The organism is Nocardioides sp. URHA0032 (genome assembly GCF_000620645.1).
Classification (GTDB): Bacteria; Actinomycetota; Actinomycetes; order Propionibacteriales; family Nocardioidaceae; genus Nocardioides.
This window is the reverse complement of the sequence record NZ_JIAV01000001.1, coordinates 23490-50149: the sequence shown is the minus strand read 5'-3', so window position 1 is coordinate 50149 and position 26660 is coordinate 23490. Positions and strand designations below refer to the sequence as shown.

Genomic DNA, 26660 nt, shown 5'->3' with positions numbered 1-26660 from the left:
CGAGGTCACCGGCCCGAGTAGTTCGGCGCCTCGACGGTCATCTGCACGCCGTGGGGGTGGCTCTCCTGGAGCGAGGCCTGGGTGATCCGCACGAAGCGGCCCTTCTCCTGCAGCTCCGGGACGGTCCGCGCGCCGATGTAGAACATCGACTGGTTGAGGCCGCCGATGAGCTGGTGCGCCACGGCCGCGAGCGGGCCGCGGTAGGCGACCTGGCCCTCGATCCCCTCGGGGACGATCTTGTCGTCGCTGTCGACCTCGGCCTGGAAGTAGCGGTCCTTGGAGTACGACTTCTTGCCACGGCTCGACATCGCGGCCAGGGAGCCCATGCCGCGGTAGGACTTGAACTGCTTGCCGTTCACGAACACCAGCTCTCCCGGCGACTCCTCGCAGCCGGCGAGCAGCGAGCCGATCATCACGGTGTCCGCCCCGGCCACGATGGCCTTGGCGATCTCGCCGGAGTGCTTGAGGCCACCGTCCGCGATGACCGGCACGCCGGCCGCCTTGCAGGCCAGTGCCGCCTCGTACACCGCGGTGACCTGGGGTACGCCGACGCCGGTGACGACCCGGGTCGTGCAGATCGAGCCGGGGCCGACCCCGACCTTCACGGCGTCCGAGCCCGCGTCGACGAAGGCCTGGGCGCCCTCCTTGGTCGCGACGTTGCCGCCGACGACCTGGACGTGCCGGGTGGCGGGGTCGGACTTGAGCCGCTGGACCATGTCCAGCAGCATCCGCACGTCGCCGTGGGCGGTGTCGGCGACGAGCACGTCGACGCCGGCGTCCACGAGCGTGGTCGCGCGCTGCCAGGCGTCGCCGAAGTAGCCGATCGCGGCACCCACGAGCAGCCGGCCAGACCCGTCGTACGACGCGAGCGGGAACTGCTCACCCTTGACGAAGTCCTTGACGGTGATCAGGCCGGTGAGCCGGCCGTCGGGGTCGACGAGCGGCAGCCGCTCCCGCTTGTGCTTGCGCAGCAGGAGGGTCGCGTCCTCGCGGCTGATGTCGGACGGCGCCGTGATCAGCGGCATCGGCGTCATCACCTCGTCGACCTTCGTGGTCGCCCACTCCGCGACGGGGGTGAAGCGCAGGTCGCGGTTGGTGATGATGCCGAGCAGCCGGCTGTCGCTGTCGACGACCGGGAAGCCGGAGATGCGGTACTCGCCGGCCAGCTGGTCGAGCTGCTCCAGGGTCGCGTCCGGCCCGATCGTGACCGGGTTCGGGATGATGCCGGTCTGGGTCCGCTTCACCAGGTCGACCTGGTAGGCCTGGTCCTCGATCGAGAGGTTGCGGTGCAGCACGCCGAGGCCGCCCTGGCGGGCCATCGCGATCGCCATCCGCGACTCGGTCACGGTGTCCATCGCCGCACTCACCAGCGGCACGTTCAGCGTGAGCTCGCGGGTCAGCCGGGTGGTCAGGTCGATGTCGGCCGGCGCCAGGTCGGAATGACCGGGCAGCAGGAGGACGTCGTCGTAGGTCAGGCCCAGGGTGGCGAACTTCTCGGGAACCTCCACTCCCCCAGCCTACCGACCGGCTACGCGCGCAGCGGCTTCAGGTCACGTACGGCGATGCGCACCGTCAGCGTGTCCCCGGCCATCCGGATCCGGCCGCGCAGCCCGGTCGCCATCACCATCGGCAGCACCGCCTGGTTGTCGGACCGGGTGGCCAGCAGGATCTCGTCGACGCCCAGCCCGTTCGCGAGCCTCGCGGCGTCCACGAGCAGCCGCGTCCCGATGCCGCGTCGCTGCCAGGCCGGGTCGACGCGCAGCGTCACCTCCCCGTCCACGCCGACGGTCGCCAGCCCGACCGGGACGCCGTCGACCGTGGCCGCGACCGAGTCCCCGTCCGCGACGTACTCCGGCGTCGCGCCGGTGCCGACGCGTCCGGCGGCGGGCCGGGGTACGGCGTGGCCGCGCTCGAGCACGGCGGACACCAGGTCGGCCATGGCCGCGCCGCGGGCGTGCTCGGTCGCCGTGAACGGCGCGGACCGGCTGACCTGCACCTGCACGTCGCCGACCACCAGGTCCATGACGTCCTGCGCACCGGGGCCGGCCTCGGCGTCGAACAGCCGCGCGACCACCTCCGGGAACGACGCCGGGCGCGCCAGGATCGACCGGGCCGCCTGCACGTAGCGGGTGGGCTGGTCGGTCAGCGCCGCCTCGGTGCACGGTGCCGTGCTGACCGAGTGCCCGCCCGCGCGAGCGAGCAGGTCGGCGATCTCCGGCGCCCCCCAGTCCTCCGGCGTGCGCAGCACCAGCTCGTCGGTCACCGCCTCCACGCCGGGGAAGATCTGTAGGCCCAGGATGTTCACGCCCGCATCGCCGCAGGCCGCCGCCAGCGCGGCCAGGGCACCGGGCCGGTCGGGCAGCGTCGTCCGCACTCTCCACAACATGGGATCAGGGTGCACCGGCCGGATCACACCTCGGCGTCCTCCGTGTTTCCCCCGTGCTACGAACGCCGAGTCGGCGCAGTCTCAGCCCCCCAAATGCCGAGTCGGCGCAGTCTCAGCTGAGACTGCGCCGACTCGGGGTGGATCAGTGGCCGTGACCGTGCCCGTGGCCGTGACCGGCCGCCTCGGGCTCCTCGTCCTCGGGCTTCTCCACGATGAGCGTCTCGGTCGTGAGCAGCATGCCCGCGATCGAGGTGGCGTTGACCAGCGCGGAGCGGGTCACCTTCACCGGGTCCAGGACGCCCTGGGCGACCAGGTCGCCGTACTCGCCGGTGGCGGCGTTGTAGCCGTTGCCGACCCCGAGCTCGCGGACCTTGGTGGTGACGACGTAGCCGTTCTCGCCGCCGTTCTCGGCGATCCAGCGCAGCGGCTCGTCGGCGGACTTGCGCACGATGCGTACGCCGACCGCCTCGTCACCGGTCAGGCCGAGGTCGTCGGAGAGGACCGACACGGCGTGGATCAGGGCCGAGCCACCGCCGGGGACGATGCCCTCCTCGATCGCGGCACGCGTCGCGGAGACGGCGTCCTCGATGCGGTGCTTCTTCTCCTTCAGCTCCACCTCGGTGGCGGCGCCGACCTTGATCACGCACACGCCGCCGGCCAGCTTCGCGAGGCGCTCCTGGAGCTTCTCGCGGTCCCAGTCGGAGTCGGTGGACTCGATCTCGGCCTTGATCTGGTTCACGCGGCCGGCGACCTCGGCGGCGTCACCGGCGCCGTCGACGATCGTGGTGTTGTCCTTGGTGATCACGACGCGACGGGCCTGGCCCAGCACCTCGAGACCGACCTGGTCGAGCTTGAGGCCGACCTCGGGAGCGACGACCTGGCCGCCGGTCAGGGTCGCGATGTCCTGCATCATCGCCTTGCGGCGGTCACCGAACGCCGGGCTCTTCACCGCGACAGCGTTGAACGTGCCGCGGATCTTGTTGACGACCAGCGTCGAGAGCGCCTCGCCCTCGACGTCCTCGGCGAGGATGAACAGCGGCTTGCCGGACTGGATGACCTTCTCCAGCAGCGGGAGCAGGTCGGCCACGGCCGAGATCTTGCCCTGGTGCAGCAGGATGTACGGGTCGTCGAGGACGGCCTCCATCCGCTCGGGGTCGCTGACGAAGTACTGGCTGATGTAGCCCTTGTCGAACTGCATGCCCTCGGTGAACTCGAGCTCGGTGCCCATCGAGTTGGACTCCTCGACGGTGATGACACCGTCCTTGCCGACCTTGTCGAAGGCCTGCGACAGCAGCTCGCCGATCACGGCGTCGCGGCTGGAGATCGTGGCGACGGACGCCATGTCCTCCACGGACTCCACCTCGCGGGCGGCCTCCTTGAGCGCGTCGCCGACGGCCTCGGCGGCGGCGTCCATGCCGCGCTTGAGGCCCATCGGGTTCGCACCGGCGGCCACGGCACGCAGGCCCTCGTGGACCATCGCCTGGGCCAGCACGGTCGCGGTGGTCGTGCCGTCGCCCGCGACGTCGTTGGTCTTGGTCGCGACCTCCTTGGTGAGCTGCGCACCGAGGTTCTCGAACGGGTCGTCCAGCTCGATCTCACGCGCGACGGTCACACCGTCGTTGGTGATGGTCGGGGCGCCCCACTTCTTGTCCAGGACGACGTAGCGGCCCTTGGGGCCGAGCGTCACCTTGACGGCGTTGGCGAGGGCGTCGACGCCGCGCTCGAGCGCGCGGCGGGCGTTCTCGTCGAACTCCAGGATCTTGGGCATGACTCTCCTCTAACGAGTTCGGGTCGTCCGCCTCAGGGCTGGCCAGAGGCAGCCGAGAGGCGGACGACCCGGTGAAATCAGGAAACGACTGCGAGGACGTCGCGAGCCGAGAGGATGAGGTACTCCTCGCCGGCGTACTTGACCTCGGTGCCGCCGTACTTGCTGTAGATGACCTTGTCGCCGACGTTCACGTCGAGCGGGACACGGTTGCCGTTGTCGTCGATCCGGCCGGGACCGATCGCCAGGACCTCGCCCTCCTGGGGCTTCTCCTTGGCGGTGTCCGGGATGACCAGGCCCGAGGCCGTGGTCTGCTCGGCGTCGAGCGGCTTGACGACGATCCGGTCCTCGAGGGGCTTGATGTTGACCGACACTACTGATCAACCTCCACTTTCTGGCACTTCGTAGGTGAGGTGGGTGCACGTCTGGTGCCTGCGTTTCGGGTACGCCGTCGCGGGGGTCGCACCGTGTCGCAAGCGCTGGCACACTCACGGGGAGAGTGCCAGACCAGAAACTAGCACTCTCACCAACTGAGTGCCAGAGCGACCCCCGTGCGGCAGGATCCGGGGATGGACCTCGAGGCGTTCGGCTGGCTGCTCACCGAGGACGGCCAGCAGCTCCTGGCCGCGGCGACCCGCGAGCTGGAGAACGCCGGGGACGACCCGCTCGCCGCGCAGACCCGGCTGCGGCGCACCGCTGCGCCGGAGCACGCTGCCGCCGCCGTCACCCAAGCCACCCTCCGGCGCCGGGCACGCGAGAAGTTCGGTGCGGACGCCGACCGGATGTACTTCACCCCCGACGGGCTCGAGCAGGCCACCCGGCAGCGGGTCGCGGAGCACCGCGCGGCCCGCCTGGTCGCCGCCTCGACCCGAACCGTGGTCGATCTCGGCTGCGGCATCGGCGGCGACCTCCTCGCGAACGCCCGCGCGGGCATCACGGCCGCCGGTGTCGACCTGGACCCGGTGCGCGTCGCAGTGGCCGAGGCGAACCTGGCCGCCCTCGGCCTGCCCGGCGCGGTCATGGTCGCGGACGCGACCACGGTCGACACCTCGCCGTTCGACGTCGCGTTCGCCGACCCGGCCCGGCGGTCCGCCCGCGGGCGGACCTTCGACGTCGACGACTGGACTCCCCCGTGGTCGTTCGTGGCGGCACTGCTGTCCCGGGATGCGTGCGTGAAGGTCGCGCCCGGCATCCCGCACGCGCTCGTCCCGGCGGGCGTGGAGGCGGAGTGGGTCAGCGACCACGGCGAGGTGAAGGAGGCCGCGCTCTGGTCCGGCCGGCTCTCGACCACCGCCCGCCGCGCGACCGTGATCGGCGTAAGCGGGCTGGCCACCCTCACCGACGAGGACGACCCCGGCGCGCCGGTGCGGAGCATCGGTCAGTACTTCTACGAGCCGGACGGCGCCGTGATCCGGGCCGGACTCGTGACTGCCGTCGCGGCCGGCGTGAACGGCGGCCTGGTCGACGAGCACATCGCCTACGTGACGTCCGACGAGTCGTTCCGCACCCCGTTCGCACGCGGCTACCGGGTGCTCGACGAGCTCCCCTACCGCGAGAAGCAGCTGCGCGCCGCGCTCCGTGAGCGCGGCGTCGGACGGCTGACGATCAAGAAGCGCGGCGTCGACGTCGTACCCGAGCAGCTGCGCCAGCGGCTCGACCTGCACGGCGAGCAGGAGGCCACGCTCGTGCTGACGCGGGTCGCCGGATCGGGTACGGCGCTGCTCGTCGCGCCGTTCTGAACGCGACTCTCCCGGGAGCCCTGGTGGACTCCCGGGAGTGTCGGTGTGGTGACTGCAGGTCGGTCAGACAGCCTGGGGAACGGCGCCGACGACCTCGCCCTTCTCGGTCTGCTCGGCCCGGCGTGCGTGCCAGATGCCGAGGCCGAAGAGCACCAGCAGCAGGGCCGCGCCGGCGAAGGACACGATGGCGGCGATCCCGGCGATGGTGCCGATGGTCGCGAACGCGTAGCCGTAGAGGAGCAGGCCGCGCAGGGTGTCGCCCATGAACAGCGTCTGCCGGAGCTGACCGAGCGCCGCGACGTCGTCGGGGTTCGCGGTCTTGTCGGCCGACATCTGCATGAACTGGCCGGAGACCTCTTCGTAGGTCTGGCCGCCACTGGCCTCGTTCATGTGGACGAGGATGTAGTGGTTGGCGAAGGCCTTGGCCTCGGGCCCGGTGTCGAGCGGGCTCCCGGCGTACTGCTTCAGGGCGTCGGCGTCGGACTTGGGCAGGCCGGACAGCGCGTCGCCGGAGGGCATCGTGATGGACTGCATGGCGAGCTGGTCGTGCACCTGGTCGCCGATGAACGAGTTGGCCCACCACAACAGCCCGCCGGCCAGGATCAGGACGGCGGCCATGGCCAGGCCCGTCCACGAGATGAACTTGTCGAATGCCGAGCGCATGATGCGCCTCCCTCTGCTGGCGGGGATTCCCTTGTCGTCCTCGCTTCACCCATCACGTTAGGAAAGGCGGCGCACTGGGAGCAGGGCCCGAAGGTGGGAGGCGGTGGGACCTAGGTCCCCCGCTGGATCAGCCGAGCGCCGACCTCTCGGCGCCGATGGTGGTGTCGTCGCCGTGGCCGGTGTGCACGACGGTGTCGGGCGGGAGGACGAAGAGCCTGGCTCGGATCGAGGCCACGATCTGGTCGGCGTCGGAGTAGGAGCGGCCGGTCGCGCCGGGTCCGCCGTTGAAGAGGGTGTCGCCGGTGAACACACAACCGAGGTCGGGTGCGTAGAGGCACACCGCGCCCGGGGCGTGCCCCGGGGTGTGCAGCACGTCGAGCGTCGTACCGCCGACCTCGATCCGGACGCCGTCCGCCAGGTCGAGGTCCCACAGGTGGTCGGCGTGCGTGAGCTCCCAGAGCGGCCGGTCGTCGGGGTGCAGCATGATCGGCGCGACGACCCGCTCGCGCAGCGCGGGTGCGACGCGGACGTGGTCGTCGTGCGCGTGCGTGCACACGATCGCCTTCACCCTCCGGTCGCCCACCACGGCGAGGATGCCGTCCACGTCGTGCGGGGCGTCGATCACGACGCACTCGGTGTCGTCGCCGACGACCCAGACGTTGTTCTCGACGTCGAAGGTCTGCCCGTCGAGGCTGAACGTGCCGCTGGTGGTCCCGTGGTCGACCCGTGTGGATCCAGGGGCAGTCACAGGATCACCACGGACCGCAGGACGCTCTGCCCCTCAGGGGCGTGGTGCATCTTCTCGAACGCCGCCTCGACGTCACCGATCCCGATCTCCTCGGACACGAACGCGTCCAGGTCGAGCCGGCCCTGCAGGTAGAGGTCCACCAGCATCGGGAAGTCCCGGCTGGGCAGGCAGTCGCCGTACCAGCTGGACTTCAGCGACCCACCGCGGCCGAACACGTCGATCAGCGGGAGGTCGGGCACCTTCATGTCCGGGGTCGGTACGCCGACCAGCACCACGGTGCCGGCGAGGTCCCGGGCGTAGAACGCCTGCTGCCAGGTCTCGGGCCGGCCGACCGCCTCGATCACGACGTCCGCGCCGTTGCCGCCGGTGAGCTCCTGGATCGCCGCGACGGGGTCGGTCTTCGAGGAGTCGATCGTGTCGGTCGCGCCCATCCGCTTCGCGGCCTCGAGCTTCCCGGCGTCGACGTCGACCGCGATGATCGGGCTGGCGCCGGCCAGCGCAGAGCCCGCGATCGCTGCGACGCCGACCCCACCGCAGCCGATGACCGCGACCGACTTCCCGCGGGTGACCGCGCCGGTGTTGATCGCCGCGCCGATGCCCGCCATCACGCCGCACCCGAGCAGACCGACGGCTGCCGGTCGCGCGGACGGGTCGACCTTGGTGCACTGGCCCGCAGCGACCAGGGTCTTCTCGGCGAACGCACCGATCCCGAGCGCCGGGGACAGCTGGGTGCCCGCATCCGGACCCTCCGCCAGCGTCATCTTCTGGGTCGCGTTGTGGGTGTTGAAGCAGTACCACGGCTCGCCGCGGTTGCAGGCCCGGCAGTCACCGCACACCGCGCGCCAGTTCAGGACCACGAAGTCACCCGGCGCCACCGTGGTGACATCCGGGCCGACCGCCTCGACCACGCCCGCGGCCTCGTGGCCCAAGAGGAACGGGAAGTCGTCGTTGATGCCGCCCTCCCGGTAGTGCAGGTCGGTGTGGCACACCCCGCACGCCTGCACCTTCACCAGCGCCTCACCCGGACCCGGGTCCGGCACGTTGATCATCGTCAGCTCGACCGGCTGTCCCTTGCCACGGGCGACGACGCCCTTCACCTGATGCATGCGCCAAGCCAAGCGGATCGCGCGAGAATTGCAACCATCCCGCGGGCGATCGCGTCAGGGTGGTGTGTTGACGGAACGGACGGGAGCGACTGCGGTGGATCGGGACACCGACTTCACGGCGTACCTCGAGGCACGCCAGGCGAGGCTGCTGCGCACGGCGTACCTGCTCACCGGCGACCAGCACCAGGCCGAGGACCTGCTGCAGATCTCGCTGGCGAAGCTGTACCTGGCGTGGGACAAGGTGCGTGACCGCGGCGCCGTCGACGCCTACGTCCGGCGGATCATGGTCAACGAGAACAACTCGCTCTGGCGGCGCGCATGGCGCCGCCGGGAGCTGACGACCGACACGGTTCCGGAGGCCACGCCCTTCCACGACCAGTACGACGAGGGCACCGGCGCCGCGGTGTGGGCGGTCGTCCAGACCCTGCCGCGCCGGGCGCGCGCCGTGGTCGTGCTGCGGTACTACGAACAGCTGTCCGAGGCGGAGACCGCCGAGGCACTCGACATCTCGGTCGGGACCGTGAAGTCCCAGACGAGCCGGGCGCTCGCCACGTTGCGGGAGCGGATCGGGGAGGAGGCACGATGAGCCAGGAGACGTTCGAGCGCGAGCTCGCTCGCCGGGCGGACGACGTGCACGCGGCGCCGCTCTCCTTCCAGGACGTGCGCGGCCGGGCCCGCTCGATCCAGCGCCGCCGCCGGGCGGCGGTCGCCGGCACGGTCGCAGCCGCGGTGGCCCTCGTGGTGATCGTGCCGTCCGTGCTGACCGGCGGCCACGGCAAGGACTCCCGGGCGCCGGAGCCGGCGCCCCCGGTCCCGGGCCACACGGCAGTCCTGCACGACCGGAAGGTCGAGATGCCCGACGGGACCACCGTCGACCTGCCGGTCGACAACGCCCACGTCGCCCAGCTCGGCGTGCTCACCGACGGCCGGATCGTGGTGGCGATGCAGAAGCCGTACGTCGTGCGGGTCTACCAGCCCGACGGCACGCTCCAGCAGGAGTTCCCCGTCGCGTCCAACGCGATCACGATGAGCGCCCGCGACGACGCGGTGGCGTGGGTCGACCCGGACCACACGGTCCGGGTGCTGTCGACCGGGGTGGCGGACCCGGCCGTCCTTCCCGGGATCCCGATGCCCGGCGAGGCCTACGGCACCATCGACGCCGTGCTCGATGCGGAGCACCTCCTGGTCGGTGACGGCACGACCACGAGCGGCGAGCTGACCCCGGCCGGCGCCACGGATCTCGCGGGTCACGACAAGTTCCGGGTGCTCGACGTCAGCCCGGTCGGCACGCTCTGGGCGGTGTCGTTCCTCCCGGACGCGGCCCACGAGGACGGCGGCTGCGCCGGGCTCTACGACCCCGAGACCCGCGAGATCACCGCGCAGAGCTGCTCGGCCTACACGCTGGCGTTCGCTCCGGACGGCCAGCACCTGGTGAGCGGGTACTACGAGAACAACATGGTGGGCGGCGTGAAGGTCCTCGACCTCGACCTGCGACCGGTCGCCACCGTCGAGCCCGCCGGCCGCACCAGCGCTGTCAGCCGCGTGGCGTGGGCGGACGCCGATCACGTGCTCGCGAGCGTGACGGACTGGCAGAGCAGCACCTGGACGCTCGAGCGCGTCGGGCTGGACGGCGCCGATCCCGACGTCCTCGAGGGCCCCGCGACCGGGAGCAACCCCGAGCGGGTCGCGGAGTACATCCTTTCGGAGTAGCCGAAAGTCGGGGGACTCCGGACACCCGCCGTCGCTAGGGTTGCTCAACGTGTTCGCCGCTCTTGGTCGCCTCGCTGCCCGTCGTCCGTGGTGGATCATCGCCACCTGGGTCGTCGTCACGATCCTCCTCGTGATGTTCGCCCCGAAGGTCGACTCGACGACCGACCAGGCGGATTTCCTGCCCGACAAGTACGAGTCGATCAAGGCCACGAACCTCGTGACCGACGCGTTCCCGCAGCAGCAGGACGCGGGCGCGACGATCGTCTTCGAGCGCACAGACGGCGAGCCGCTCGGCGACGACGACGTCGCCGCCGCCCAGAAGGTCGTCGACGACCTGGACCTGCCGCCGGTCTTCACGGGAGCCGAGGACATCCAGGTATCCCCTACCGAGCAGGTCGCGATCGTCAACCTGACGCTCGACCCGGACGCGACCGGCCAGGACCCCGACGAGTACAACCAGGTCGAGGACCTCCGCGACGGTCTCGCCGCCGCGACGAAGGGCACCGACCTGCGCGCCCAGACCACCGGCAACCTGCCGCAGACCTACGACCAGGCCCAGTCGGGCAGCAGCGCCGAGGCGATCGTCGCGATCGCGACCGTCGTCCTGATCCTCGTGCTGCTCGGCGTGATCTTCCGCAGTGTGCTGATCGCACTGATGCCGATCCTCGCGGTCGGGTTCATCCTGTCGCCGGTCTCGTCGGCGCTGATCAACATCGCAGCGAAGCTCTTCGACCTCCAGAAGGACGACTCGACGACGGTCATCCTCATCGTCGTCCTCTTCGGCATCGGCACCGACTACATCCTGTTCTTCCTGTTCCGCTACCGGGAGCGGATGCGGGAGGGCGAGGAGCACCGGGCCGCGGTCGCCCACGCGCTGGAGCGCGCGGGCGAGGCGATCGCCTCCGCGGGCGCCGCGGTCTTCGTCGCGTTCATGACCCTCGTGCTGTCCTCGCTGGGCATCTTCCGCTCGATCGGCCCGTCGCTGGCCATCGCCGTGGCGGTCACGCTGGTCGCCGCGCTGACGCTGTTCCCGGCGCTGGTGTCCGTGCTCGGCCGCGCCCTGTTCTGGCCGTCCAAGAAGTGGAAGCAGGCCCCGACCGGCGACCGCTTCGCGCGGATCGGCGGCTCGCTCGGCCGGCACCCGGTCCGGTACGCCGTGGCGGCCGGTGGTGCGCTGACCGTGCTCACCGTCTTCGCGCTCGGCTTCAACCCCACCTTCGACCTCGGCTCGTCGTCCTCGTCCAGCACCGTCGAGTCCGCGAAGGCCACCAGGACGCTGGAGGACGGCGGCTTCTCGGCCGGCGCCACCCAGCCGACGCCGGTCGTGCTGCACTCCTCCGGCGACCTCACCCAGGAGCAGGTCGACCAGTTCGCTGCCGATCTGAAGGGGGTCGACGGGATCGCCCAGGTGATCGGCGCCCAGGTGTCCCCCAGTGACTCCTCGACGGCGATCGTGATGACCGTCCTCGACGACGACCCGACGTCCGACACAGCGCTGGTCGCCGTCCGGGACACGGTCCGGCCCGCTGTCCATGACCTCGCCCCCGACGGCACGACGGCGTACGTCGGCGGCATCACGTCGGTCTTCGTCGACTTCCAGTCGGCGATGAATCGTGACTACTCGGTCGTCTTCCCGGTCGCCGCGCTCATCATCATGCTGATCCTGGCGCTGCTGCTGCGCTCGCTCGTCGCGCCGTGGTACCTCATGCTCTCCGTGGGCCTCGGCTTCGGTGCGACGCTCGGCGCCTCGGTGATCGTCTTCCAGCACATCGCCGGCCACGAGGGCATGGTGTTCCTGCTGCCGATCTACATCTACCTGTTCGTCGTCGCCCTCGGCACCGACTACAACATCTTGATGATCGCGCGGCTGCGCGAGGAGGCGCGCGAGGGCAAGTCCCCACGCGAGGCAGCGGCGCAGGCCGTGCGGCACGCCGGGCCGACGGTGGCGGCCGCCGGCCTGATCCTCGCCGGCACGTTCGCATCGCTCATGCTCGCCGGCAACTCGCTGCTGACCCAGATGGGCTTCGCGATCAGCTTCGGCATCTTCATCGCGGCGTTCGTGATGGCGATGTTCTTCACCCCCTCGATCACGGCGCTGCTCGGGCACGCCGCCTGGTGGCCCGGCCACGAGGACGAGAAGGCTCCGAAGGAGCTCTCGGAGCAGCCGTCAGACGAGCACCTCAGTCACCGGTAGCGACGAGTCGGCGGGCAGGTCGAGCGCGGACGGGGTCCGTCCGCGGCTGACCATCTCCGCCCCCAGCGCAGCGACCATCGCACCGTTGTCCGTGCAGAGGCCGGGGCGCGGGATCCGGACGCGGATGCCCTTCGCGGCCGCCCGCTCCTCGGCCATCGCGCGCAGCCGGGAGTTCGCGGCGACCCCGCCGCCGATCAGGATGTCCTCGATCCCCTCGGACACGGCCGCGTCGACGGCCTTGCGCGTGAGCACGTCGCAGACCGCCTCCTGGAACGACGCGGCGACGTCGTTCACCGGCACCGGCTCACCCGACCGCTCCCGCGCCTCGACCCAGCGCGCGACCGCGGTCTTGAGCCCGGAGAACGAGAAGTCGAAGCGGTGCCTCTCGAGGTCACGCCGGGAGGTGAGCCCGCGCGGGAAGTCGACGTACACCCTGTCGCCCTCGCGGGCGGCGCGGTCGATGTGGGGTCCGCCCGGGAACGGCAGCCCGAGCAGCCGGGCGACCTTGTCGAAGGCCTCACCCGCCGCGTCGTCGATGGTCGCGCCGAGCGGGTCCACGCCGCCGTCCTGCCCGGTCACGTCGGTGACGCGGAGCAGCGAGGAGTGACCGCCCGAGACCAGCATCGCGAGGCACGGTTCCGGCAGCGGGCCGTGCTCGAGCTGGTCGACCGCGACGTGCGCGGCGAGGTGGTTCACTCCGTAGATCGGCTTGCCCACGCCGATGGCCAGCGCCTTGGCCGCCGCCACCCCGACCATCAGCGCGCCGGCCAGGCCCGGGCCGCTGGTCACCGCGATGGCGTCCACGTCCGAGAGCCGGATCCCGGCGGTGTCGCACGCCCGCTCGATGGTCGGCACCATCGCCTCGAGGTGCGCCCGGCTGGCGACCTCGGGCACGACGCCGCCGAAGCGCGCGTGCTCGTCGACGCTGCTCGCCACCGCGTCCGCGAGCAGGGTGTGGCCGCGCACGATCCCGACTCCGGTCTCGTCGCAGGAGGTCTCGATGCCCAGCACCAGGGGTTCCGTCACCGCACCATTGTGTCCCGGTGCTGGGTCCCGGTGCGCCCCCTACCCAAGAGCCGCGTCCGGACGTACGTTGTCCGGGCTTCAGCCACTCGGAAAGATTCGGAGCCACCACATGCACATCCCGGGAACATCTCGGACGGGCGTCGCCCTGGCCGCCACGGCGGCCGCCGCGCTCGTGATCTCGTCGCCGGGGCTGGCCACCGCCCGCACCGTCGACGACTCCACGCTCACGCCGCACACCCACTTCGTCGTGCAGCCGCTCAACCCGGACGGCAGCACCCCTGCCCCGCCGGCCAACGGTGAGAAGATCCCGAACATCGACTCGGTGAAGTCGACGATCCGGAAGTACTACAACGCCAGCAGCGCCGGCATCGCGGACAAGACCTCCTCGCCCTACATCACCGAGATGGAGGGCATCGAGCAGGACGTGCTGGCCCACCTGCCGGACGCCGCCCCCGGGCAGCACCTCGCCGTCGTCTTCGACGCCGACGACACGACGCTCTGGACCTACGACATGGAGGACGGGGCGATGCACTTCAACTTCGACCCCAAGATCCAGAACGACGACTGGGTGGTCCCGGGCAAGTTCCCGGCCACCCCGGGCATGGTCGACTTCGTCCAGGAGGTCCAGGACCGCGGGTACGACGTCTACGGGATCACCGGCCGCGGCGCGAGCCAGGAGCAGGCCACCCTCGACAACCTCACGAAGGTCGGCTACGACGCGTTCGACGCGGACAACTTCTTCACGAAGTTCGACTCCACGTCCCCGAAGCCGGACTACCTCGACTGCCACACCAGCGTCGACCCCAACGACGACCCGGCCAAGTGCACCACGGTCGAGTACAAGTCCGGGACCCGGAAGTACATCGAGTCGACCGGCGAGACGATCGTGCTCAACATCGGCGACCAGTACTCCGACCTGCAGGGCGGGCACGCGCTGAAGAACGTGAAGCTCCCGAACCCGACGTACTACCTGCCGAGCCCGGACGTCCAGGGCGCTCCGGCCTCCGACGCGAGCCTCGCGCTGCCGACCGAGTTCGACATGGCGGCCGACGGGTCCAGCGGCCTGACGACGCCGGGTGACCAGATCCCGAACATCGACAACGTCAAGGCCGAGATCCGGGCGTACTACGCGGCGACCAACGGGATCGCGAACAAGGACACCTCGCCGTACATCACCCAGATGACCAACATCGCCAAGCGCTGGAAGCAGAAGCTCACGAACGCCTGCAACCGAGGCGTGAAGAAGAAGCAGCACCCCGCCGTGGTCTTCGACGCGGACGACACCACGCTGATGACCTACGACATGGAGGACGGGGCGATGCACTTCAACTTCGACCCGACCCTCCAGAACACGTGGGTGCAGGAGGGTCGCTTCCCGGCGACCCCGCGGATGCCCGGCGTCGTGCGGGCGGCCGCCAAGGCGGGCTGCAAGATCGTGGGCCTGACCGGTCGCAACAACGCCCAGCGGATCGCGACCCTCGACAACCTGGCGCGGTACTACCACGACAGCGACGGCAACCCGCTGTTCAAGTCGGCGTTCTACTTCACGAAGTGGACGAGCACCGACACCCCGCCGGCGTACGTCGACTGCGGGCTGGACGGCAACACCGCGTCCTGCTCGACGATCGACTACAAGGCGTCGACCCGGAAGTACGTGCAGGACAAGCTCGGCCTGCACATCGTGGCCAACTTCGGTGACCAGTTCAGCGACCTGATCGGCGGCTCGTCCGACCGGGTCGTCAAGCTGCCCAACCCGACGTACTACCTGCCCTAGCCGCAGGTGGGGCCGAGGCCCAGGCGGAGGACGATCGCGGTGGCGCCGTCGCGGTAGTAGCGGCGGCGCCGGTCGACCTCCGCGAAGCCACGGGCCGCATAGAAGGCCAGCGCCCCGGCGTTGTCCTCCCGCACCTCCAGCAGCAACCGATCGGCGTCGCCCTCCCGGGCGGCGCCGATCACTGCGTCCAGCAGCAGCGTCGCCAGACCGGTACGCCGGTGCGCCGGGTCGACCGCGATCCGCTGGAGCTCCGCGATGTCGCCGACGACGCTGGCGACGGCGTGCCCGACGACCTCGCCGCCCACGTCCGCCACCAGGTAGCCGATCGTCGGCAGGTTGCCGGCGACCCCTTCGGCGACCAGCCCCTCCGACCAGGCGTCGTCCCCGAGGCTGTCGCGCTCGAGCGCCGCGATGGCGGCGACGTCGTCGGTGCGCGCCGGCCGGACCGTCACGACACGCGCTTCGGCGCGTGCGGGGTCTCCACGTCGGGGCGTCTCAGGTAGAGCGGCTCCGGGTCGAGCAGCTCCGCGCGCTCCTCGGCCACCGCGCGGGCCAGCCAGCCGGCGCTGGGCGCCGCGGGCCCGGTCCGGTGCGGGAACGCCTCGGGGTACAGGTCCCCCCCGGGTCCCACCACCGGGGCGTCGGTCGCGAGGTCGGCCGGCCTGCCGACGACCGGTCCGTCCAGGCGAGCGCCCTGCTCGTCGTACGACGCCAGGTAGACCTCCTTGCGTCGCGCGTCGGTGGCGACCACGAACTCGCCGGGCATCCCGGCCGCGGCGGCCTCGACGGCCAGCACGTCGAGCGAGCAGACGCCGTACACCGGGATCTCCAGCGCGAACGCCAGCGTGCGTGCGGTGACCAGACCGACCCGCAGGCCGGTGAACGGGCCGGGCCCGACGCCGACGGCGATCGCGGTCAGGTCCTGGCGGACCAGCCCGGCCTCGGTGAGTGCCCGCTCGATCAGCGGCGCGAGCTGCTCGGCGTGCTTCATCGGCCGCTCCGCCGTCAGCTCCAGGACGACGTCCTCCCCGTCGTGCAGGGCGACGGTGACCAGCGGGGTGGCGGTGTCGAAGGCGAGCAGCACCCGCCGAGGCTAACGCGTCACCGAATCCTGGCTGTCCTGTGGATGTGCCGTGGGTCGGATGTGGAAGTGCCCGTCGTACTGTCCTCCTGTCGGTCAGGGGGAACACCGGCACGGGAAGCCAGACACCTGGTTCTCGGCAACATGGTTCGGAACGACCGTCGCGGGACGTGGGGATCCGCGGGCGCGCCGGGGGGAGCGCCACCGGTCGGTTCCGGAAGGTCCGCTCCGCGCGCTCGGTTCCCGAGAAGGCGGAGCGGGCCTTCTCCATTCGGGCCGGCGTCAGCCGCCGGCGAGCTCCACAGCGATGTCGAGGTGGCCGGCGTGCCGCGCGTACTCGGCCAGCACGTGGAAGCAGATCCACTCCAGGGACGGCGGGTCCGCCGCGAACCGGCCGCCCGGCGACGCGGTCGCGTCCGGTGGGAAGTCCCGCAGGATTGTCCGGGTCCGCTCCCCGACCGCCCACAGGGCGGCGACCAGGTCCTCGACGCTGACGTCGTCCGGCACCGCCCAACGGCCGCCGAGCTCTGCGTCCCACGGCTCGTCGACGGTCCAGTCGCCCCACGGCTGCTCGACGTGCTCGCCCAGGAACCCCCACACGAACCATCGCTGCTCCATGTGCAGCACGTGGCTGAGCAGCTCGATCGGCGTCCAGCCCGACGGCAGCCGGGTCGTGCGCCGCTCGTGCTCGTCCAGCCCGAGCACGGCGTCGGCGATCTCCTGCCGGACCCAGTCGAGGTACGCCGCCCAGCGCTGCGCGCCTGCCGGCCCGTGCTTGCTCGGCTCGCCGTCGGCACTCGCGACCCGGTTGTCCTCGCTCACGCGTCGATCGTGCTCATGGTCGGGAAGCCGTGCTCGACGCCCCACGCGACGGCCTGGGAGCGGCTGGTCACCCCGATCTTCCGGTAGACCGACCGGATGACTGACTTCACCGTGTTGATGCTGAGGAAGAGCTCGCCCGCCAGCTCGTCGTTGGTGAGGCCCTGGACGATCAGGCCGAGGACCTCGAGCTCACGCGGCGAGAGGTTGACGCCGCGGCCCTGCTGGCGGCGCCGGTCGGCCCGGTTCTCGAGGTCCGCCCGCGAGCCGTCCTCCAGATGGCCGGCGGCGAACGCCTCGATCGCGTCGACCAGCTCCTCCGCCCCGACGCCCAGCGAGATCGAGGTGATCGCGCCGATCCCGAGCGCCCGGGCGGACAGTCCCGGCTGCAGATCGCGGGACAGGGCGAGCACCCTGCCGGGGTGCTGCTTGACCGCCGTCTCCAGGTCCTTGCCGTCTCCCTGGTGGAGCCCCAGCACGTCGTACAGGACGACGTCGGCCTCACCGAGGTCGGCCTCCGGCCCGATGTCGACGACCGAGACGCGGTCGGCGTACGCGGCCAGCAGGGTGCGGACGCCGGCTCGGACGATGGACTGCTCCGAGATCAGGCCCACGCGGACCATGATGTGACACCTCCCAGGACTACCTCTCCGAGGAGGGCATTCCCGGTGCCGATTCGGTCAAAACCCGACACGTTTTACCCCAAAGGGTGAATCCAACTACTCCACGCGGTTGCCGTCGTCGTCCCAGTGCTCGGCCACCTTCTTGCTCGGCTGCACCCGTGGCGGCTCGCCGGGCATCTTCGGGTAGTCCGGCGGGAAGTTCAGCTCGCCGCCGGGCAGCTCCTCCCACAGTCGCAGCAGCGGTTCGAGGGAGTACGCCGTGTCGTCGATGGTCGCCCAGGGGTCACCGTCCCGCACCCGATCGGGGACGGTGAAGAGGTTGTACTCGCGCGGGTCGGTGACGCCGGCGAGCTCCTCCCATGTCATCGGCGTCGACACCGGCGCGCCGGGCAGCGGCCGGAGGGAGTACGCCGAGGCGATCGTGCGGTCCCGGTTGTTCTGGTTGAAGTCGACGAAGATCCGCTGCCCGCGCTCCTCCTTCCACCAGTCGACCGTCACGCCCTCGTCGCGCCGCGCAAGCTCGCGGCCGAACCCGATCGCGGCGTGCCGCACGTCGGTGAACTCCCACTCCGGCTTGATGCGCACGTAGATGTGGACGCCGCGGTTGCCCGACGTCTTCGGGTAGCCGCGGAGGCCGAGCTCCTCGAGCAGCTCCTTCGCGACCCCGGCGACGCGCACCGCATCGGTGAACGAGGTGCCCGGCTGCGGGTCCAGGTCGATCCGCAGCTCGTCGGGGTGGTCGACGTCCGAGCGACGCACCGGCCAGGGGTGGAAGACGAGCGTGCCCATGTGCGCGCACCACACCGGCACGGCGACCTCCGTCGGGCAGATCTCCTCGGCCGTCCGCCCGGAGGGAAAGGTGATCTCGACGGTCTCGACGTACTCGGGGGCCCCCTTGGGAACCCGCTTCTGGTAGAACGCGTCGGCGTCCTTGTCCTGCGGGCCGGTGGCGAGCTTCATGCCCTCGCGGACGCCGGACGTCCACCGCTCGAGCGCGGTCGGGCGATCGCGCAGCGCGCGCATGATCCCGTCGTCGACGCTCGCGAAGTACTCCGCGACCATCAGCTTGGTGACCTCCGGCGTGTGCTCGGTCGCCTCGTAGATCACCCGGTCCGGGCTGGACACGCGGACGGCGCGACCGCCGGCGTCGACCTCGGCTGCGGGGGTCTTCGGCATGGGGCGACGATAGCGAGTCGTGCCGACGCACCCGCCGATCCGGCACCGGCTCCTCGCGCATATGGTCCCGTGATGCGGAAGCCCATCGCCGTTCGGTCCGAGTGACCTCAGGCCACGGTGTCGTCCGCGGGCCGGTGCTCGGTCCTGGAGGCGTGGAGACGGGCGTGGTCGATGGCCTCGGGCGTGGTCGCGAAGAGGTGCCGCTCGTGGGAGAGCCGGTCGTGGACTCCCAGCCCGCGCAGCACGCGCTCGTGGCCCGTCCGGACTCCCGAGAGCAGCACGGTGACGCCACGACCTTCGAGGCGCCCGATCGTGTCGGCGAGGACGTGCGCGCCGGTCGCGTCGAGTGTGGTCACTCGCGACATCCGCAGGATGACGACCCGGACGTCACTCACGTCCGAGAGCTCGAGGAGGAAGTCGTGGGCGGCGGCGAAGAAGAGCGGCCCCTCCAGGCGGTAGGCGACGATGTGGTCGTCGAGGAGCGCGCGTTCCTCGACCCGGTGGTCACCTGGCACGGCGTCGTCCAGCGGCGTCGTGTGGAGCCGCGCGGTGAGGGCGGTCTGGCGGATCGCGACGACTCCGGCGAGCAGCACGCCGACGATGACGGCGGTGACCAGGTCGAACAGCAGCGTCGCCGTCGCGGTGACCACGAGCACGAGCGCGTCGCCCCGGGTCGCCCGGGCCAGGGCCAGCAGGCTCGAGACGCGCACCATGTGCACGGCGGTCGCGATGAGGACGCCGGCCAGCGCGGCGAGCGGGATCTGGGCCACCCAGCGGGCCGCGACCAGCACGACCGCGAGCAGGAACAGCGCGTGGACCAGAGCCGCCAGTCGCGAGGTCGCGCCGGCCCGGACGTTGACCGCGGTCCGGGCGATGGCGGCGGTGGCCGGGATGCCGCCGAAGAGGGGTGCAGCCAGGTTCGCCAGCCCCTGGCCGGTCAGCTCGCGGTCGGACTGGTGGCGCTCACCGACGCTCATCCCGTCGGCGACGGTCGCCGACAGGAGGCTCTCGAGGGCTGCGAGCGCTGCGACCGCGACCGCGGGAAGCAGCAGCGCGTCGAGGTCGCCGAACGGGACGGTCGGGAGGTGCGGTGCGGGGAGGCCGCTGGGGATGTGGCCGATGGTCGGCGCTCCGAGGTCCAAGAACTGGTTCGCGACGGTTGCCACCAGTACGGCGAGCAGGGCGCCGGGCCAGGTGGGCCGCAGCCGTGCGACCACCAGGATCACGCCGATGACGGAGCCGGTGAGGAGGAGCGAGACCCAGGCCGGGCTGGCGACCCAGGCGGCGACCGCCCGGGCGGCGAGGACGAGGACCTTGTCCGCATGGACGCTGACGCCCAGTGCGGCCGGGAGCTGCTGGAGCGCGATGATGGCGGCGATCCCGACCGTGAAGCCCTCGACGACGGGGACGGGCACGTACCGGATGAACCGGCCGGCGCCCGCACACCCGAGCCCGATGAGGATGACCCCGGCCAGGAGCCCGACGACCAGCACGCCGTCGGCGCCGTGCGCGGCGACGATGGGGACCAGCACCACCGTCATGGCACCGGTCGGTCCGCTGACCTGGACCCGGCTCCCGCCGAAGATCGCAGCGATCGCGCCCGCGACCACCGCAGTGACGAGACCGGCCTCGGCGCCGAGCCCGGAGCTGACACCGAACCCGAGTGCCAACGGCAACGCGACCAGCCCGACCATCACGCCGGCCACGGGGTCCCGGCGCAGGTCGGCGCGCGTCCAGTCCGACGGTCTCGGGAGCAGGGTCGCCAGTCGGGCTCCGGTGGTCATCGCGTCCCGGGCGCCGAGGCCATGACGGATCCCGGCTCCTCGAGGTGGACCAGCCCGGTCAGGATGCGCCGGGCCGCCAGCAGCAGGTCACGTACCTCTGGCACGCTGACCGAGTAGATGACCTCGCCGCCCTCGCGACGCGAGACCACCAACGACGTTCGCCGCAACACTCCGAGCTGCTGCGACAGGTTGCTCGGCTCGATCTCGATGGCCTCGAGCAGCTCGTGAACGGCGTGGTCACGCTCCGAGAGCAGCTCGAGGATCCGGATCCGCGCCGGGTGCCCCAGCGTCTTGAAGAACTCGGCTTTCGCCTGGTAGAGCGGCACGGTCACGACATGCAGCCTACATCAACTGAAGAAGTCTTCATGTGCTGGTCGGCACGATGAGGTGTCGCTTTCCCGGTACGGCCGCGACCGTGCCGGGCTCAGCCCCCACCCATCCAGGGCGTGACACCGGGGCCGTTGTCGAACTTCCCGCACCGTTGGCACGTCTTGAAGTGCTCGCCGGAGTCGTTCGTCTCCGTGCGCCACTTGTGCCAGCCCAGACGGCAGAGCAGGGACTTCGCCACAGACCGATCATGCTCCCGTCGCGCCCGGAGCGCCATGGCCCAGGATGACGAGGCGCGACCCGGCAGGGCGGGATCCTTCGGGACCCCCGCCAGGACCGCGTTGCGGTGCTCGGGACGAATGCGGGCGGCTGCCCGGGTCCTGCGGGTTGGTAGGTGGTGGCGACCGAAAGGCAGCGAACGGAACGGCGGGCGGGTGGTCGCTGCTGTCGCCCGGCTCGCGGGTCGATGGCCCCGTGTCCGTGGCTTCCTGGCCGTGGGTGGTTGCGACCGACAGGGCAGCTACGGGAAGGGTGGGTGGGTGCTCGTCACCGGTTCCCGGCCTGCGGATCCGATGGCCGCGCCGGCTGTGGAAGCGCGCTCGGAATCGTGACCTGTTCGTTACCCAGGGCCCTGTGGAGCAACGGGTTCTGGGCCTCTCGATGTCGGTGGCCGGTGCTTGAGTGGAGCCATGACAGCGATGGCCACACCCCGGCACCGGGTCTCGGTCGCGGTCGCGCAGATGCGCGACCTGGCCGGCTCGGTGACCGATGCGTCGGTGTGGTCCATGGACGCCGCCGAGACCACCGCGACCCTCGTGGAGATCACCCGGCTGAAGGCGAAGGTCGCCGAGCTCGAGGCCCGGGTAGCCGAGCACGCCGACGACGAGGCCGTGGACGCGTGGGCGCACCGGACCCGGCAGACCAAGCCCGCGGTGCTGGGCCAGGTAAAGCTCGGCCAGGCGCTGGTCACCCGGGGCCATGTCCGCGACGCGCTGGCGGCCGGTGACCTGGTGGTCGAGCAGGCGCGGGTGATCGTCGCCGCGCTGAACCAGTTGCCCGGCGACCTCGACACGACTCTGGTGGAGAACGCGGAGCGGCACCTGGTCGCCGCCGGCCGCGAGCACACCGCCCCCACCCTGCGGGTCCTCGGCAAGCGGCTGATGGACGTGGTCGCCCCCAAGCTGGCCGACGCCTACGAGGCGCGGCAGCTCGAACGCGAAGAGGCCGACGCGCTGCTGGCCACCAAGCTGGTGATGGTCGACGACGGGCACGGCAAGTGCCACGGCCGGTTCACCGTCCCGTCCTTCCACGGTGCGGCGCTGAAGAAGATGCTGCTCGCGATCGCCGCCCCCAAACGACAGGACCCGCAGGAACCGGGCGTCCCGCTGCGCCCCGGACCCGAACGCCGGGGCCGGGCGTTCTGCGAACTCATCGAGCGCTACCCCGCCCACCAGCTCCCCCAGACCGGGGGCGTCTCGGCCACCATCGTGGTCACCATGACGCTCGACAGCCTGCTCGGGAAGCTCGAGCAGGCCGCGCTGCTGGACACCGGGGAGAGGATCACCGCGGCCACCGCCCGCCGCCTGGCCTGCGAGGCCGGCCTGATCCCCGCCGTGCTCGGCGGACCTTCTGAGGTTCTCGACCTCGGCCGCACCCGCCGGTTCCACACCAAGTCCCAACGGACCGCGATCGCCCTCCGCGACAAGCACTGCCACCGAGCCGGGCTGCGATTGGCCACCGGCGATGTGCCACGCCCATCACGACATCCCCTTGAGCCGAGGCGGACCCACCGATGTGGACCACGGCAGGCTCCTCTACCCGAAGCACCACACCAGGTTCCACCGACGAACCTAGACCGACCGGCCCGACCAAGCTCCACCACAGACCGGCCGATCGGCGCGGCGCGTGGCCGCCCGCCTGCGGCAGATGCGGACGGTCAGCTCGAGCGACCGAGGCCGAGGACGTCCAGGATCGCGGCACCTCCGTCGAGGACGCCGCCGACCGTCCCGACCTGGCCGTCCGCTCCCGGTGGCGTCGTGGTGGGGTTGTCGGTGAGACGGACGTCGCGGCATCCGTAGTCGTCGATGACCACTCCGGTCAGGTCGCCGGCATGGCTGTAGACGACCATCCATCGCGGGCCGAGGTCGGCGGTGCATCCGCCGCTGTGGTCAGCGGGGGCAAGCTCGTCCAAGGCGTCCTTCAGGTCCGGAAGGTCAGCGGCGGCGACGGGCTCGGCGTGCCCCGCGCGTCTCCACCCGTAGACGGCCCCGTCGGGCGTCGTGCCGACATCGAAGGAGTTGAACTGGCAGACCCACGCCTCTTGGGGTGCGAGGAGCGTCGGGAGATCGTCCGCGACCTCCTCGGCGCCGAAGCCGTGACCGGACGGGTCCTCACCGATGGGCAGTTCCCGTGGGCAGGGTCTTCCATCCGCCTCGGTGAGCTCGCTGGGATGTACCTCCGGCTCGTTCGCGGTCGCGGTGTCGACCAGGGCACATCGCATCCGGCGAGGAGCAGTGCGGCGGACGCGAGGCCGAGAAGCGCGCCGACAGCAGTCGAGACGTTCGACGAGCTCAACGACGGCATGGTCGTACGACGAGCCCGCGACGCCGGCGGTGCCGAGGTCGGTGCGCGCTCATCGGAGGCAGGCCCGACGTCGGCCAGCGCGTCCACGAACGACGACAGCCGGCAAGAGCCCTAGTCCCCGGCGCCCCGGCTGTGGTGGGAGCCCAGGTCGACGCCGAAGTCGTCGCCGTCGTGCACGATGCCGTAGAAGCCCGAGACGAACAGGGCCATGACGGTCACCAGGATGACGGCAATCGTCACGTAACCCAGGATCTCTGCCGCGCTCTTGAAGATCGCGGCGGTATGAACGAGAGCGTCCGAGACCTTCCCCGTTTCCTCCATGTGACTTCCCCGCTTCCTCGTCGTTCGCATCGGATACCGCTCTCCGTCCTACCCTCGAGACAGACGGCTGGCGAGCGGGGTCGTCGTGGAATACCCGAAACGGGCTATGCCGCGAGCGGTCGGGCCGACGGGCGCGCGGCGCGCGGTGCGCGGCCAACCGCTACAGCAGCGAGTTCGGCTGGAAGGTCGGCCGGCGGTCGTCGTCCTCGCGGGTCGGCCGGACGAACTCGAAGCCGGCGGTCGTGACCAGCTCGGTCTCCTCGCGCTCGCCCAGGCCGACGGCGCAGGCGACGTGCATCGGCGGCAGGTGGAAGGCATTGCGGCCGACCTCCCGGGGCGTGCCCAGGAACGCGATCGGGCGGCCCAGCGGGCGCGCGCACACGCCGCAGATCCGGCTGAGCGCGCACTGGGTGACCCACTTGCGGTCCATCGTCGCGACGCTCATGCCGACGCGCGCTTGCGGAAGTAGCCACCGGTCTCGGTACGCCGGCTCGGGCGCTCGGCGTCGGTGCGCCGGCCCCGGTCGATCGACGGCGACGGCGGCTCGGGCTGGTCGGAGCTGGTCATGTGGTTCGGCAGCGAGAGCTTCATGATCGTGCGCAACGCCTGGCCGTACTGACGGTGCAGCGGGCCGGTCGTGTACGGGATGTCGTACTTCTCGCACAGCGCGCGCACCTTGACCGCGATCTCCGGGTAGCGGTTGCTCGGCAGGTCCGGGAACAGGTGGTGCTCGATCTGGAACCCGAGGCTGCCGGACATGATGTGCAGGAACCTGCCGCCGTCGAAGTTGGCCGAGCCCAGCATCTGGCGCAGGTACCACTCCGCGCGGGTCTCGTCCTCGAGCTCCTCCTCGGTGAAGTGCAGGGCCCCGTCCGGGAAGTGCCCGCAGAAGATGATCATGTAGGACCAGAGGTTGCGGGCCAGGTTGGCCGTGGCGTTCGCCTTGAGGGTGGACTTCCACTGCTTGCCGCTCAGCGCGGGGTACACGACGTAGTCCTTGAGGACCTGGTTGCGGCCCTTGCGCGCGATCTGGCGGAGCTGGCGCTTCATCTCCACCGGGTCCTTCTTGCCCTTCCGGATCGCCTCGAGGTCGAGGTCGTGGAGCGCGACGCCCCATTGGAAGAGGCCGGCGAGCAGCGCGTTGAAGACCGGCTGGCCCAGGTAGACCGGGTGCCACCGCTGCTCGCGCGCCATCCGCAGCACGCCGTACCCGATGTCGTTGTCGTGGCCGAGGACGTTCGTGAACTGGTGGTGGATGTAGTTGTGCGAGTGCTTCCACTGCTCGGCCGGCTGGGCGGTGTCCCACTCCCAGTTGGAGGAGTGGATCTCGGGGTCGTTCATCCAGTCCCACTGGCCGTGCATGACGTTGTGGCCGATCTCCATGTTCTCGAGGATCTTGGCCGCGCCGAGCATGGCGGCCCCGGCGAGCCACGCCGGCTTCCGCGTCCTCCTCGAGTGCAGGCCCGCCATCAAGGTGACCCGGCCGGCGGCGGCGAGGCCGCGCTGCACGGTGATCAACCGGTTGATGTACGCCGCGTCCTGGTCGCAGCGGGACTCCTCGATCTCGGCGCGGATCGCGTCGAGCTCACGGCCGAGCTGGTCGACCTCCTCCTCGGTGAGGTGGGTGTACTCCTTCACGTCCGCGATCGCCATGTCTCTCCTTCGTCGAGTCGTTCGTCGAGTCGTTCGTGAGTCGTTCGTCGCGTCAGATGTCGAGGGTGCAGTCGCCCACCGCTGCGGTGACGCAGGTCTGCACCTGCTCGTTGGGCTGGTCGTACTCCTCGCCGTTGCGCAGGTCCCGGACCGTGCCGCTGACGAGGGTGAGCGTGCAGGTGTGGCAGATGCCCATCCGGCAGCCGTACGGCATGCCGACGCCGGCCTCCTCGCCGGCCTCGAGCACGGTGGTCGCACCGTCGGCGTCGATGGTCCTGCCGGAGGTGCGGAACGTGATCGTCCCGCCCTCGCCACCCTCGCCGCCGAGCTGGAGGGAGAACCGCTCGAGGTGCAGGCGGTCCTCGAGGCCGGCGGCCTCGAAGTGCTCGGTGATCGCGTCGAGCATCGGACCCGGCCCGCACGCCCAGGTCTCGCGCTCGCGCCAGTCCGGGCAGATGTGGTCGAGGTCGGCGAGGTCGAGCATGCCCTCGGTGTCGGTGTGCAGCCGGTGCACGGTCAGACCGTCGTGCTTCTCCTCGAGCCGGTCCAGCTCCTCGCGGAAGATCATCCGCTCCGGGGTCGGCGACGAGTAGTGCATGAGGACGTCGGGCATCGCTCGGCCGCTCTTCTGGGAGCGCCGGTCCATGGTGCGCAGCATCGCCATCACCGGAGTGACGCCGCTGCCGCCGACGAGGAACAGCATCTTCGCGGGCGGCGGCTCGGGCAGCACGAAGTCGCCCTCGGGCCGCGCCAGCCGGACGATGGTCCCGGGCGCGAGCCCGTTGACGAGGTGGCTCGAGAGCTTGCCCTCGGGCATCGCCCGGACGGTGATCGAGATGGAGCGGCCCGAGCGGCGCGGGGGCGAGCTCACGGAGTACGAGCGCCACTGGAACCGGCCGTCGACCTGGACGCCGATCCCGACGTACTGCCCCGGCCGGTGGTCGTAGCGCCACCCCCACCCGGGCCGGATGACCAGGGTGGCGGCGTCCTCGGTCTCGGGCCGGACCTCCTCGACCCGGCCGCGCAGCTCACGCTCGCTCCACAGCGGGTTGAGCAGGCGGAGGTAGTCGTCCGGGTGGAGCGGAGTCGTCAGCTTGGCTCCGGCGGTGCGGAGCCGTTCCCAGGGGACGGTGGCGGCCATGTCTCCTCAGTGAACACTTGTTCTCCCAATGCGTCAACGCC

27 protein-coding genes are annotated in these 26660 nt (G+C 71.0%); 7 read left to right on the top strand and 20 right to left on the bottom strand.

Translation table 11 applies throughout. The annotated features are described in order from the left end of the window. Positions 1-5 precede the first annotated feature (5 nt). The 4 genes from guaB to groES form a co-directional block, all read right to left on the bottom strand. Positions 6-1508: an IMP dehydrogenase gene (gene guaB / locus N538_RS0100250; RefSeq protein ID WP_028635616.1), complete on the bottom strand. Its 1503-nt coding sequence runs from the start codon at positions 1506-1508 to the stop codon at positions 6-8. Positions 1509-1528: 20 nt separating this feature from the next. After that, a complete protein-coding gene (locus N538_RS0100245) occupies positions 1529-2386 on the bottom strand; it encodes a GNAT family N-acetyltransferase (RefSeq protein WP_036568968.1) in 858 nt (285 codons plus the stop codon). A 142-nt stretch (positions 2387-2528) separates the two neighbouring features. Next, entirely contained in the window at positions 2529-4154 is a 1626-nt protein-coding gene (gene groL, locus N538_RS0100240; protein WP_028635614.1) for a chaperonin GroEL, read from the bottom strand. Positions 4155-4231: 77 nt separating this feature from the next. Next, positions 4232-4525, bottom strand: coding sequence for a co-chaperone GroES (groES, locus tag N538_RS0100235; RefSeq protein WP_028635613.1), 294 nt, complete (start codon positions 4523-4525; stop codon positions 4232-4234). Between the two features lie 195 nt (positions 4526-4720). On the opposite strand from groES, the gene N538_RS0100230 reads away from it, so the two are divergent. Beyond that, positions 4721-5890, top strand: a complete 1170-nt coding sequence (locus N538_RS0100230) for a class I SAM-dependent methyltransferase (protein WP_028635612.1) — start codon at positions 4721-4723, stop codon at positions 5888-5890. Between the two features lie 63 nt (positions 5891-5953). Here N538_RS0100230 and N538_RS0100225 read toward each other — a convergent pair whose 3' ends face one another. The 3 genes from N538_RS0100225 to N538_RS0100215 form a co-directional block, all read right to left on the bottom strand. After that, positions 5954-6553: a hypothetical protein gene (locus N538_RS0100225; RefSeq protein ID WP_051548509.1), complete on the bottom strand. Its 600-nt coding sequence runs from the start codon at positions 6551-6553 to the stop codon at positions 5954-5956. 127 nt (positions 6554-6680) lie between these two features. Continuing rightward, positions 6681-7301, bottom strand: coding sequence for an MBL fold metallo-hydrolase (locus N538_RS0100220; protein ID WP_028635610.1), 621 nt, complete (start codon positions 7299-7301; stop codon positions 6681-6683). Further along, entirely contained in the window at positions 7298-8407 is a 1110-nt protein-coding gene (locus N538_RS0100215) for an S-(hydroxymethyl)mycothiol dehydrogenase (protein WP_028635609.1), read from the bottom strand. The genes N538_RS0100220 and N538_RS0100215 overlap by 4 nt, the downstream gene beginning before the upstream one ends. A gap of 94 nt (positions 8408-8501) precedes the next feature. Here N538_RS0100215 and N538_RS0100210 point away from each other — a divergent pair, with 94 nt between their 5' ends. From N538_RS0100210 to N538_RS0100200, 3 genes are read left to right on the top strand one after another with little or no spacing between them, the layout of a single operon-like run. Next, positions 8502-8993 carry a SigE family RNA polymerase sigma factor gene (locus tag N538_RS0100210; RefSeq protein WP_028635608.1) on the top strand — a complete coding sequence of 164 codons (492 nt, stop codon included), beginning with the start codon at positions 8502-8504 and terminating at the stop codon, positions 8991-8993. Next, positions 8990-10117, top strand: coding sequence for a hypothetical protein (locus tag N538_RS0100205; protein ID WP_028635607.1), 1128 nt, complete (start codon positions 8990-8992; stop codon positions 10115-10117). The genes N538_RS0100210 and N538_RS0100205 overlap by 4 nt, the downstream gene beginning before the upstream one ends. A 49-nt stretch (positions 10118-10166) precedes the next feature. Continuing rightward, positions 10167-12311, top strand: coding sequence for an MMPL family transporter (locus N538_RS0100200; RefSeq protein ID WP_028635606.1), 2145 nt, complete (start codon positions 10167-10169; stop codon positions 12309-12311). On the opposite strand, the gene tsaD is transcribed toward N538_RS0100200, so the two are convergent. After that, positions 12285-13337 carry a tRNA (adenosine(37)-N6)-threonylcarbamoyltransferase complex transferase subunit TsaD gene (gene tsaD / locus N538_RS0100195; protein ID WP_028635757.1) on the bottom strand — a complete coding sequence of 351 codons (1053 nt, stop codon included), beginning with the start codon at positions 13335-13337 and terminating at the stop codon, positions 12285-12287. The genes N538_RS0100200 and tsaD overlap by 27 nt on opposite strands. A 109-nt stretch (positions 13338-13446) precedes the next feature. Here tsaD and N538_RS0100190 point away from each other — a divergent pair, with 109 nt between their 5' ends. Then, positions 13447-15111 carry an HAD family acid phosphatase gene (locus tag N538_RS0100190; RefSeq protein WP_036568966.1) on the top strand — a complete coding sequence of 555 codons (1665 nt, stop codon included), beginning with the start codon at positions 13447-13449 and terminating at the stop codon, positions 15109-15111. Here N538_RS0100190 and rimI read toward each other — a convergent pair. From rimI to N538_RS28215, 8 genes are all read right to left on the bottom strand, one after another. Then, positions 15108-15563: a ribosomal protein S18-alanine N-acetyltransferase gene (gene rimI, locus N538_RS0100185; protein WP_028635604.1), complete on the bottom strand. Its 456-nt coding sequence runs from the start codon at positions 15561-15563 to the stop codon at positions 15108-15110. The two genes, N538_RS0100190 and rimI, sit on opposite strands and share 4 nt — an antisense overlap. After that, the gene (tsaB, locus tag N538_RS0100180; protein ID WP_028635603.1) at positions 15560-16195 is read right to left on the bottom strand and encodes a tRNA (adenosine(37)-N6)-threonylcarbamoyltransferase complex dimerization subunit type 1 TsaB; all 636 of its coding nucleotides are present in this window, start codon (positions 16193-16195) and stop codon (positions 15560-15562) included. Before tsaB ends, rimI begins: the two co-directional genes overlap by 4 nt. 279 nt (positions 16196-16474) lie before the next feature. After that, positions 16475-17014: a mycothiol transferase gene (locus tag N538_RS0100175; RefSeq protein WP_028635602.1), complete on the bottom strand. Its 540-nt coding sequence runs from the start codon at positions 17012-17014 to the stop codon at positions 16475-16477. Next, the gene (locus tag N538_RS23130) at positions 17011-17625 is read right to left on the bottom strand and encodes a helix-turn-helix transcriptional regulator (RefSeq protein ID WP_231496094.1); all 615 of its coding nucleotides are present in this window, start codon (positions 17623-17625) and stop codon (positions 17011-17013) included. The genes N538_RS0100175 and N538_RS23130 overlap by 4 nt, the downstream gene beginning before the upstream one ends. Positions 17626-17730: 105 nt before the next feature. Continuing rightward, positions 17731-18810, bottom strand: a complete 1080-nt coding sequence (locus N538_RS0100165) for a DNA polymerase domain-containing protein (RefSeq protein WP_028635601.1) — start codon at positions 18808-18810, stop codon at positions 17731-17733. Between the two features lie 107 nt (positions 18811-18917). Beyond that, positions 18918-20594, bottom strand: a complete 1677-nt coding sequence (locus N538_RS23125) for a SulP family inorganic anion transporter (protein WP_036568963.1) — start codon at positions 20592-20594, stop codon at positions 18918-18920. Further along, positions 20591-20926, bottom strand: a complete 336-nt coding sequence (locus tag N538_RS0100155; RefSeq protein ID WP_028635600.1) for an ArsR/SmtB family transcription factor — start codon at positions 20924-20926, stop codon at positions 20591-20593. Before N538_RS0100155 ends, N538_RS23125 begins: the two co-directional genes overlap by 4 nt. Positions 20927-21018: 92 nt before the next feature. Beyond that, positions 21019-21162 (bottom strand): DUF1660 family phage protein, encoded by a 144-nt coding sequence (locus tag N538_RS28215; RefSeq protein WP_155991888.1) that lies wholly within the window; start codon positions 21160-21162, stop codon positions 21019-21021. Positions 21163-21610: 448 nt separating this feature from the next. Here N538_RS28215 and N538_RS0100145 point away from each other — a divergent pair, with 448 nt between their 5' ends. Continuing rightward, positions 21611-22999, top strand: a complete 1389-nt coding sequence (locus N538_RS0100145) for a DUF222 domain-containing protein (RefSeq protein ID WP_081790184.1) — start codon at positions 21611-21613, stop codon at positions 22997-22999. A 32-nt stretch (positions 23000-23031) separates the two neighbouring features. Continuing rightward, positions 23032-23619, top strand: a complete 588-nt coding sequence (locus tag N538_RS28210) for a hypothetical protein (RefSeq protein WP_155991886.1) — start codon at positions 23032-23034, stop codon at positions 23617-23619. Here N538_RS28210 and N538_RS29420 read toward each other — a convergent pair. The 4 genes from N538_RS29420 to N538_RS0100120 all read right to left on the bottom strand — a co-directional run bounded on the left by N538_RS29420 (position 23616) and on the right by N538_RS0100120 (position 26619). Continuing rightward, entirely contained in the window at positions 23616-23744 is a 129-nt protein-coding gene (locus N538_RS29420) for a hypothetical protein (RefSeq protein WP_269320310.1), read from the bottom strand. The two genes, N538_RS28210 and N538_RS29420, sit on opposite strands and share 4 nt — an antisense overlap. Before the next feature lie 241 nt (positions 23745-23985). Next, a complete protein-coding gene (locus N538_RS0100130; RefSeq protein ID WP_155991884.1) occupies positions 23986-24255 on the bottom strand; it encodes a hypothetical protein in 270 nt (89 codons plus the stop codon). An 11-nt stretch (positions 24256-24266) separates the two neighbouring features. Next, positions 24267-25478, bottom strand: coding sequence for a fatty acid desaturase family protein (locus N538_RS0100125; protein ID WP_028635595.1), 1212 nt, complete (start codon positions 25476-25478; stop codon positions 24267-24269). 52 nt (positions 25479-25530) lie between these two features. Further along, positions 25531-26619: a ferredoxin reductase gene (locus tag N538_RS0100120; protein ID WP_028635594.1), complete on the bottom strand. Its 1089-nt coding sequence runs from the start codon at positions 26617-26619 to the stop codon at positions 25531-25533. Positions 26620-26660: the final 41 nt, after the last annotated feature.

Bases quoted from the DNA above. Each gene is read 5' to 3' on its own strand.
- N538_RS0100120 (WP_028635594.1), bottom strand. From the start codon at position 26,619: ATGGCCGCCACCGTCCCCTGGGAACGGCTCCGCACCGCCGGAGCCAAG.
- N538_RS0100225 (WP_051548509.1), bottom strand. From the start codon at position 6,553: ATGCGCTCGGCATTCGACAAGTTCATCTCGTGGACGGGCCTGGCCATG.
- N538_RS0100205 (WP_028635607.1), top strand. From the start codon at position 8,990: ATGAGCCAGGAGACGTTCGAGCGCGAGCTCGCTCGCCGGGCGGACGAC.
- N538_RS0100215 (WP_028635609.1), bottom strand. From the start codon at position 8,407: ATGCATCAGGTGAAGGGCGTCGTCGCCCGTGGCAAGGGACAGCCGGTC.
- N538_RS0100230 (WP_028635612.1), top strand. From the start codon at position 4,721: ATGGACCTCGAGGCGTTCGGCTGGCTGCTCACCGAGGACGGCCAGCAG.
- N538_RS0100245 (WP_036568968.1), bottom strand. From the start codon at position 2,386: ATGTTGTGGAGAGTGCGGACGACGCTGCCCGACCGGCCCGGTGCCCTG.
- N538_RS0100130 (WP_155991884.1), bottom strand. From the start codon at position 24,255: ATGGACCGCAAGTGGGTCACCCAGTGCGCGCTCAGCCGGATCTGCGGC.
- N538_RS0100145 (WP_081790184.1), top strand. From the start codon at position 21,611: ATGACAGCGATGGCCACACCCCGGCACCGGGTCTCGGTCGCGGTCGCG.
- N538_RS0100125 (WP_028635595.1), bottom strand. From the start codon at position 25,478: ATGGCGATCGCGGACGTGAAGGAGTACACCCACCTCACCGAGGAGGAG.
- N538_RS28210 (WP_155991886.1), top strand. From the start codon at position 23,032: ATGGCTGTAGACGACCATCCATCGCGGGCCGAGGTCGGCGGTGCATCC.
- N538_RS23125 (WP_036568963.1), bottom strand. From the start codon at position 20,594: ATGACCACCGGAGCCCGACTGGCGACCCTGCTCCCGAGACCGTCGGAC.
- N538_RS0100190 (WP_036568966.1), top strand. From the start codon at position 13,447: ATGCACATCCCGGGAACATCTCGGACGGGCGTCGCCCTGGCCGCCACG.
- groL (WP_028635614.1), bottom strand. From the start codon at position 4,154: ATGCCCAAGATCCTGGAGTTCGACGAGAACGCCCGCCGCGCGCTCGAG.
- N538_RS0100165 (WP_028635601.1), bottom strand. From the start codon at position 18,810: ATGCCGAAGACCCCCGCAGCCGAGGTCGACGCCGGCGGTCGCGCCGTC.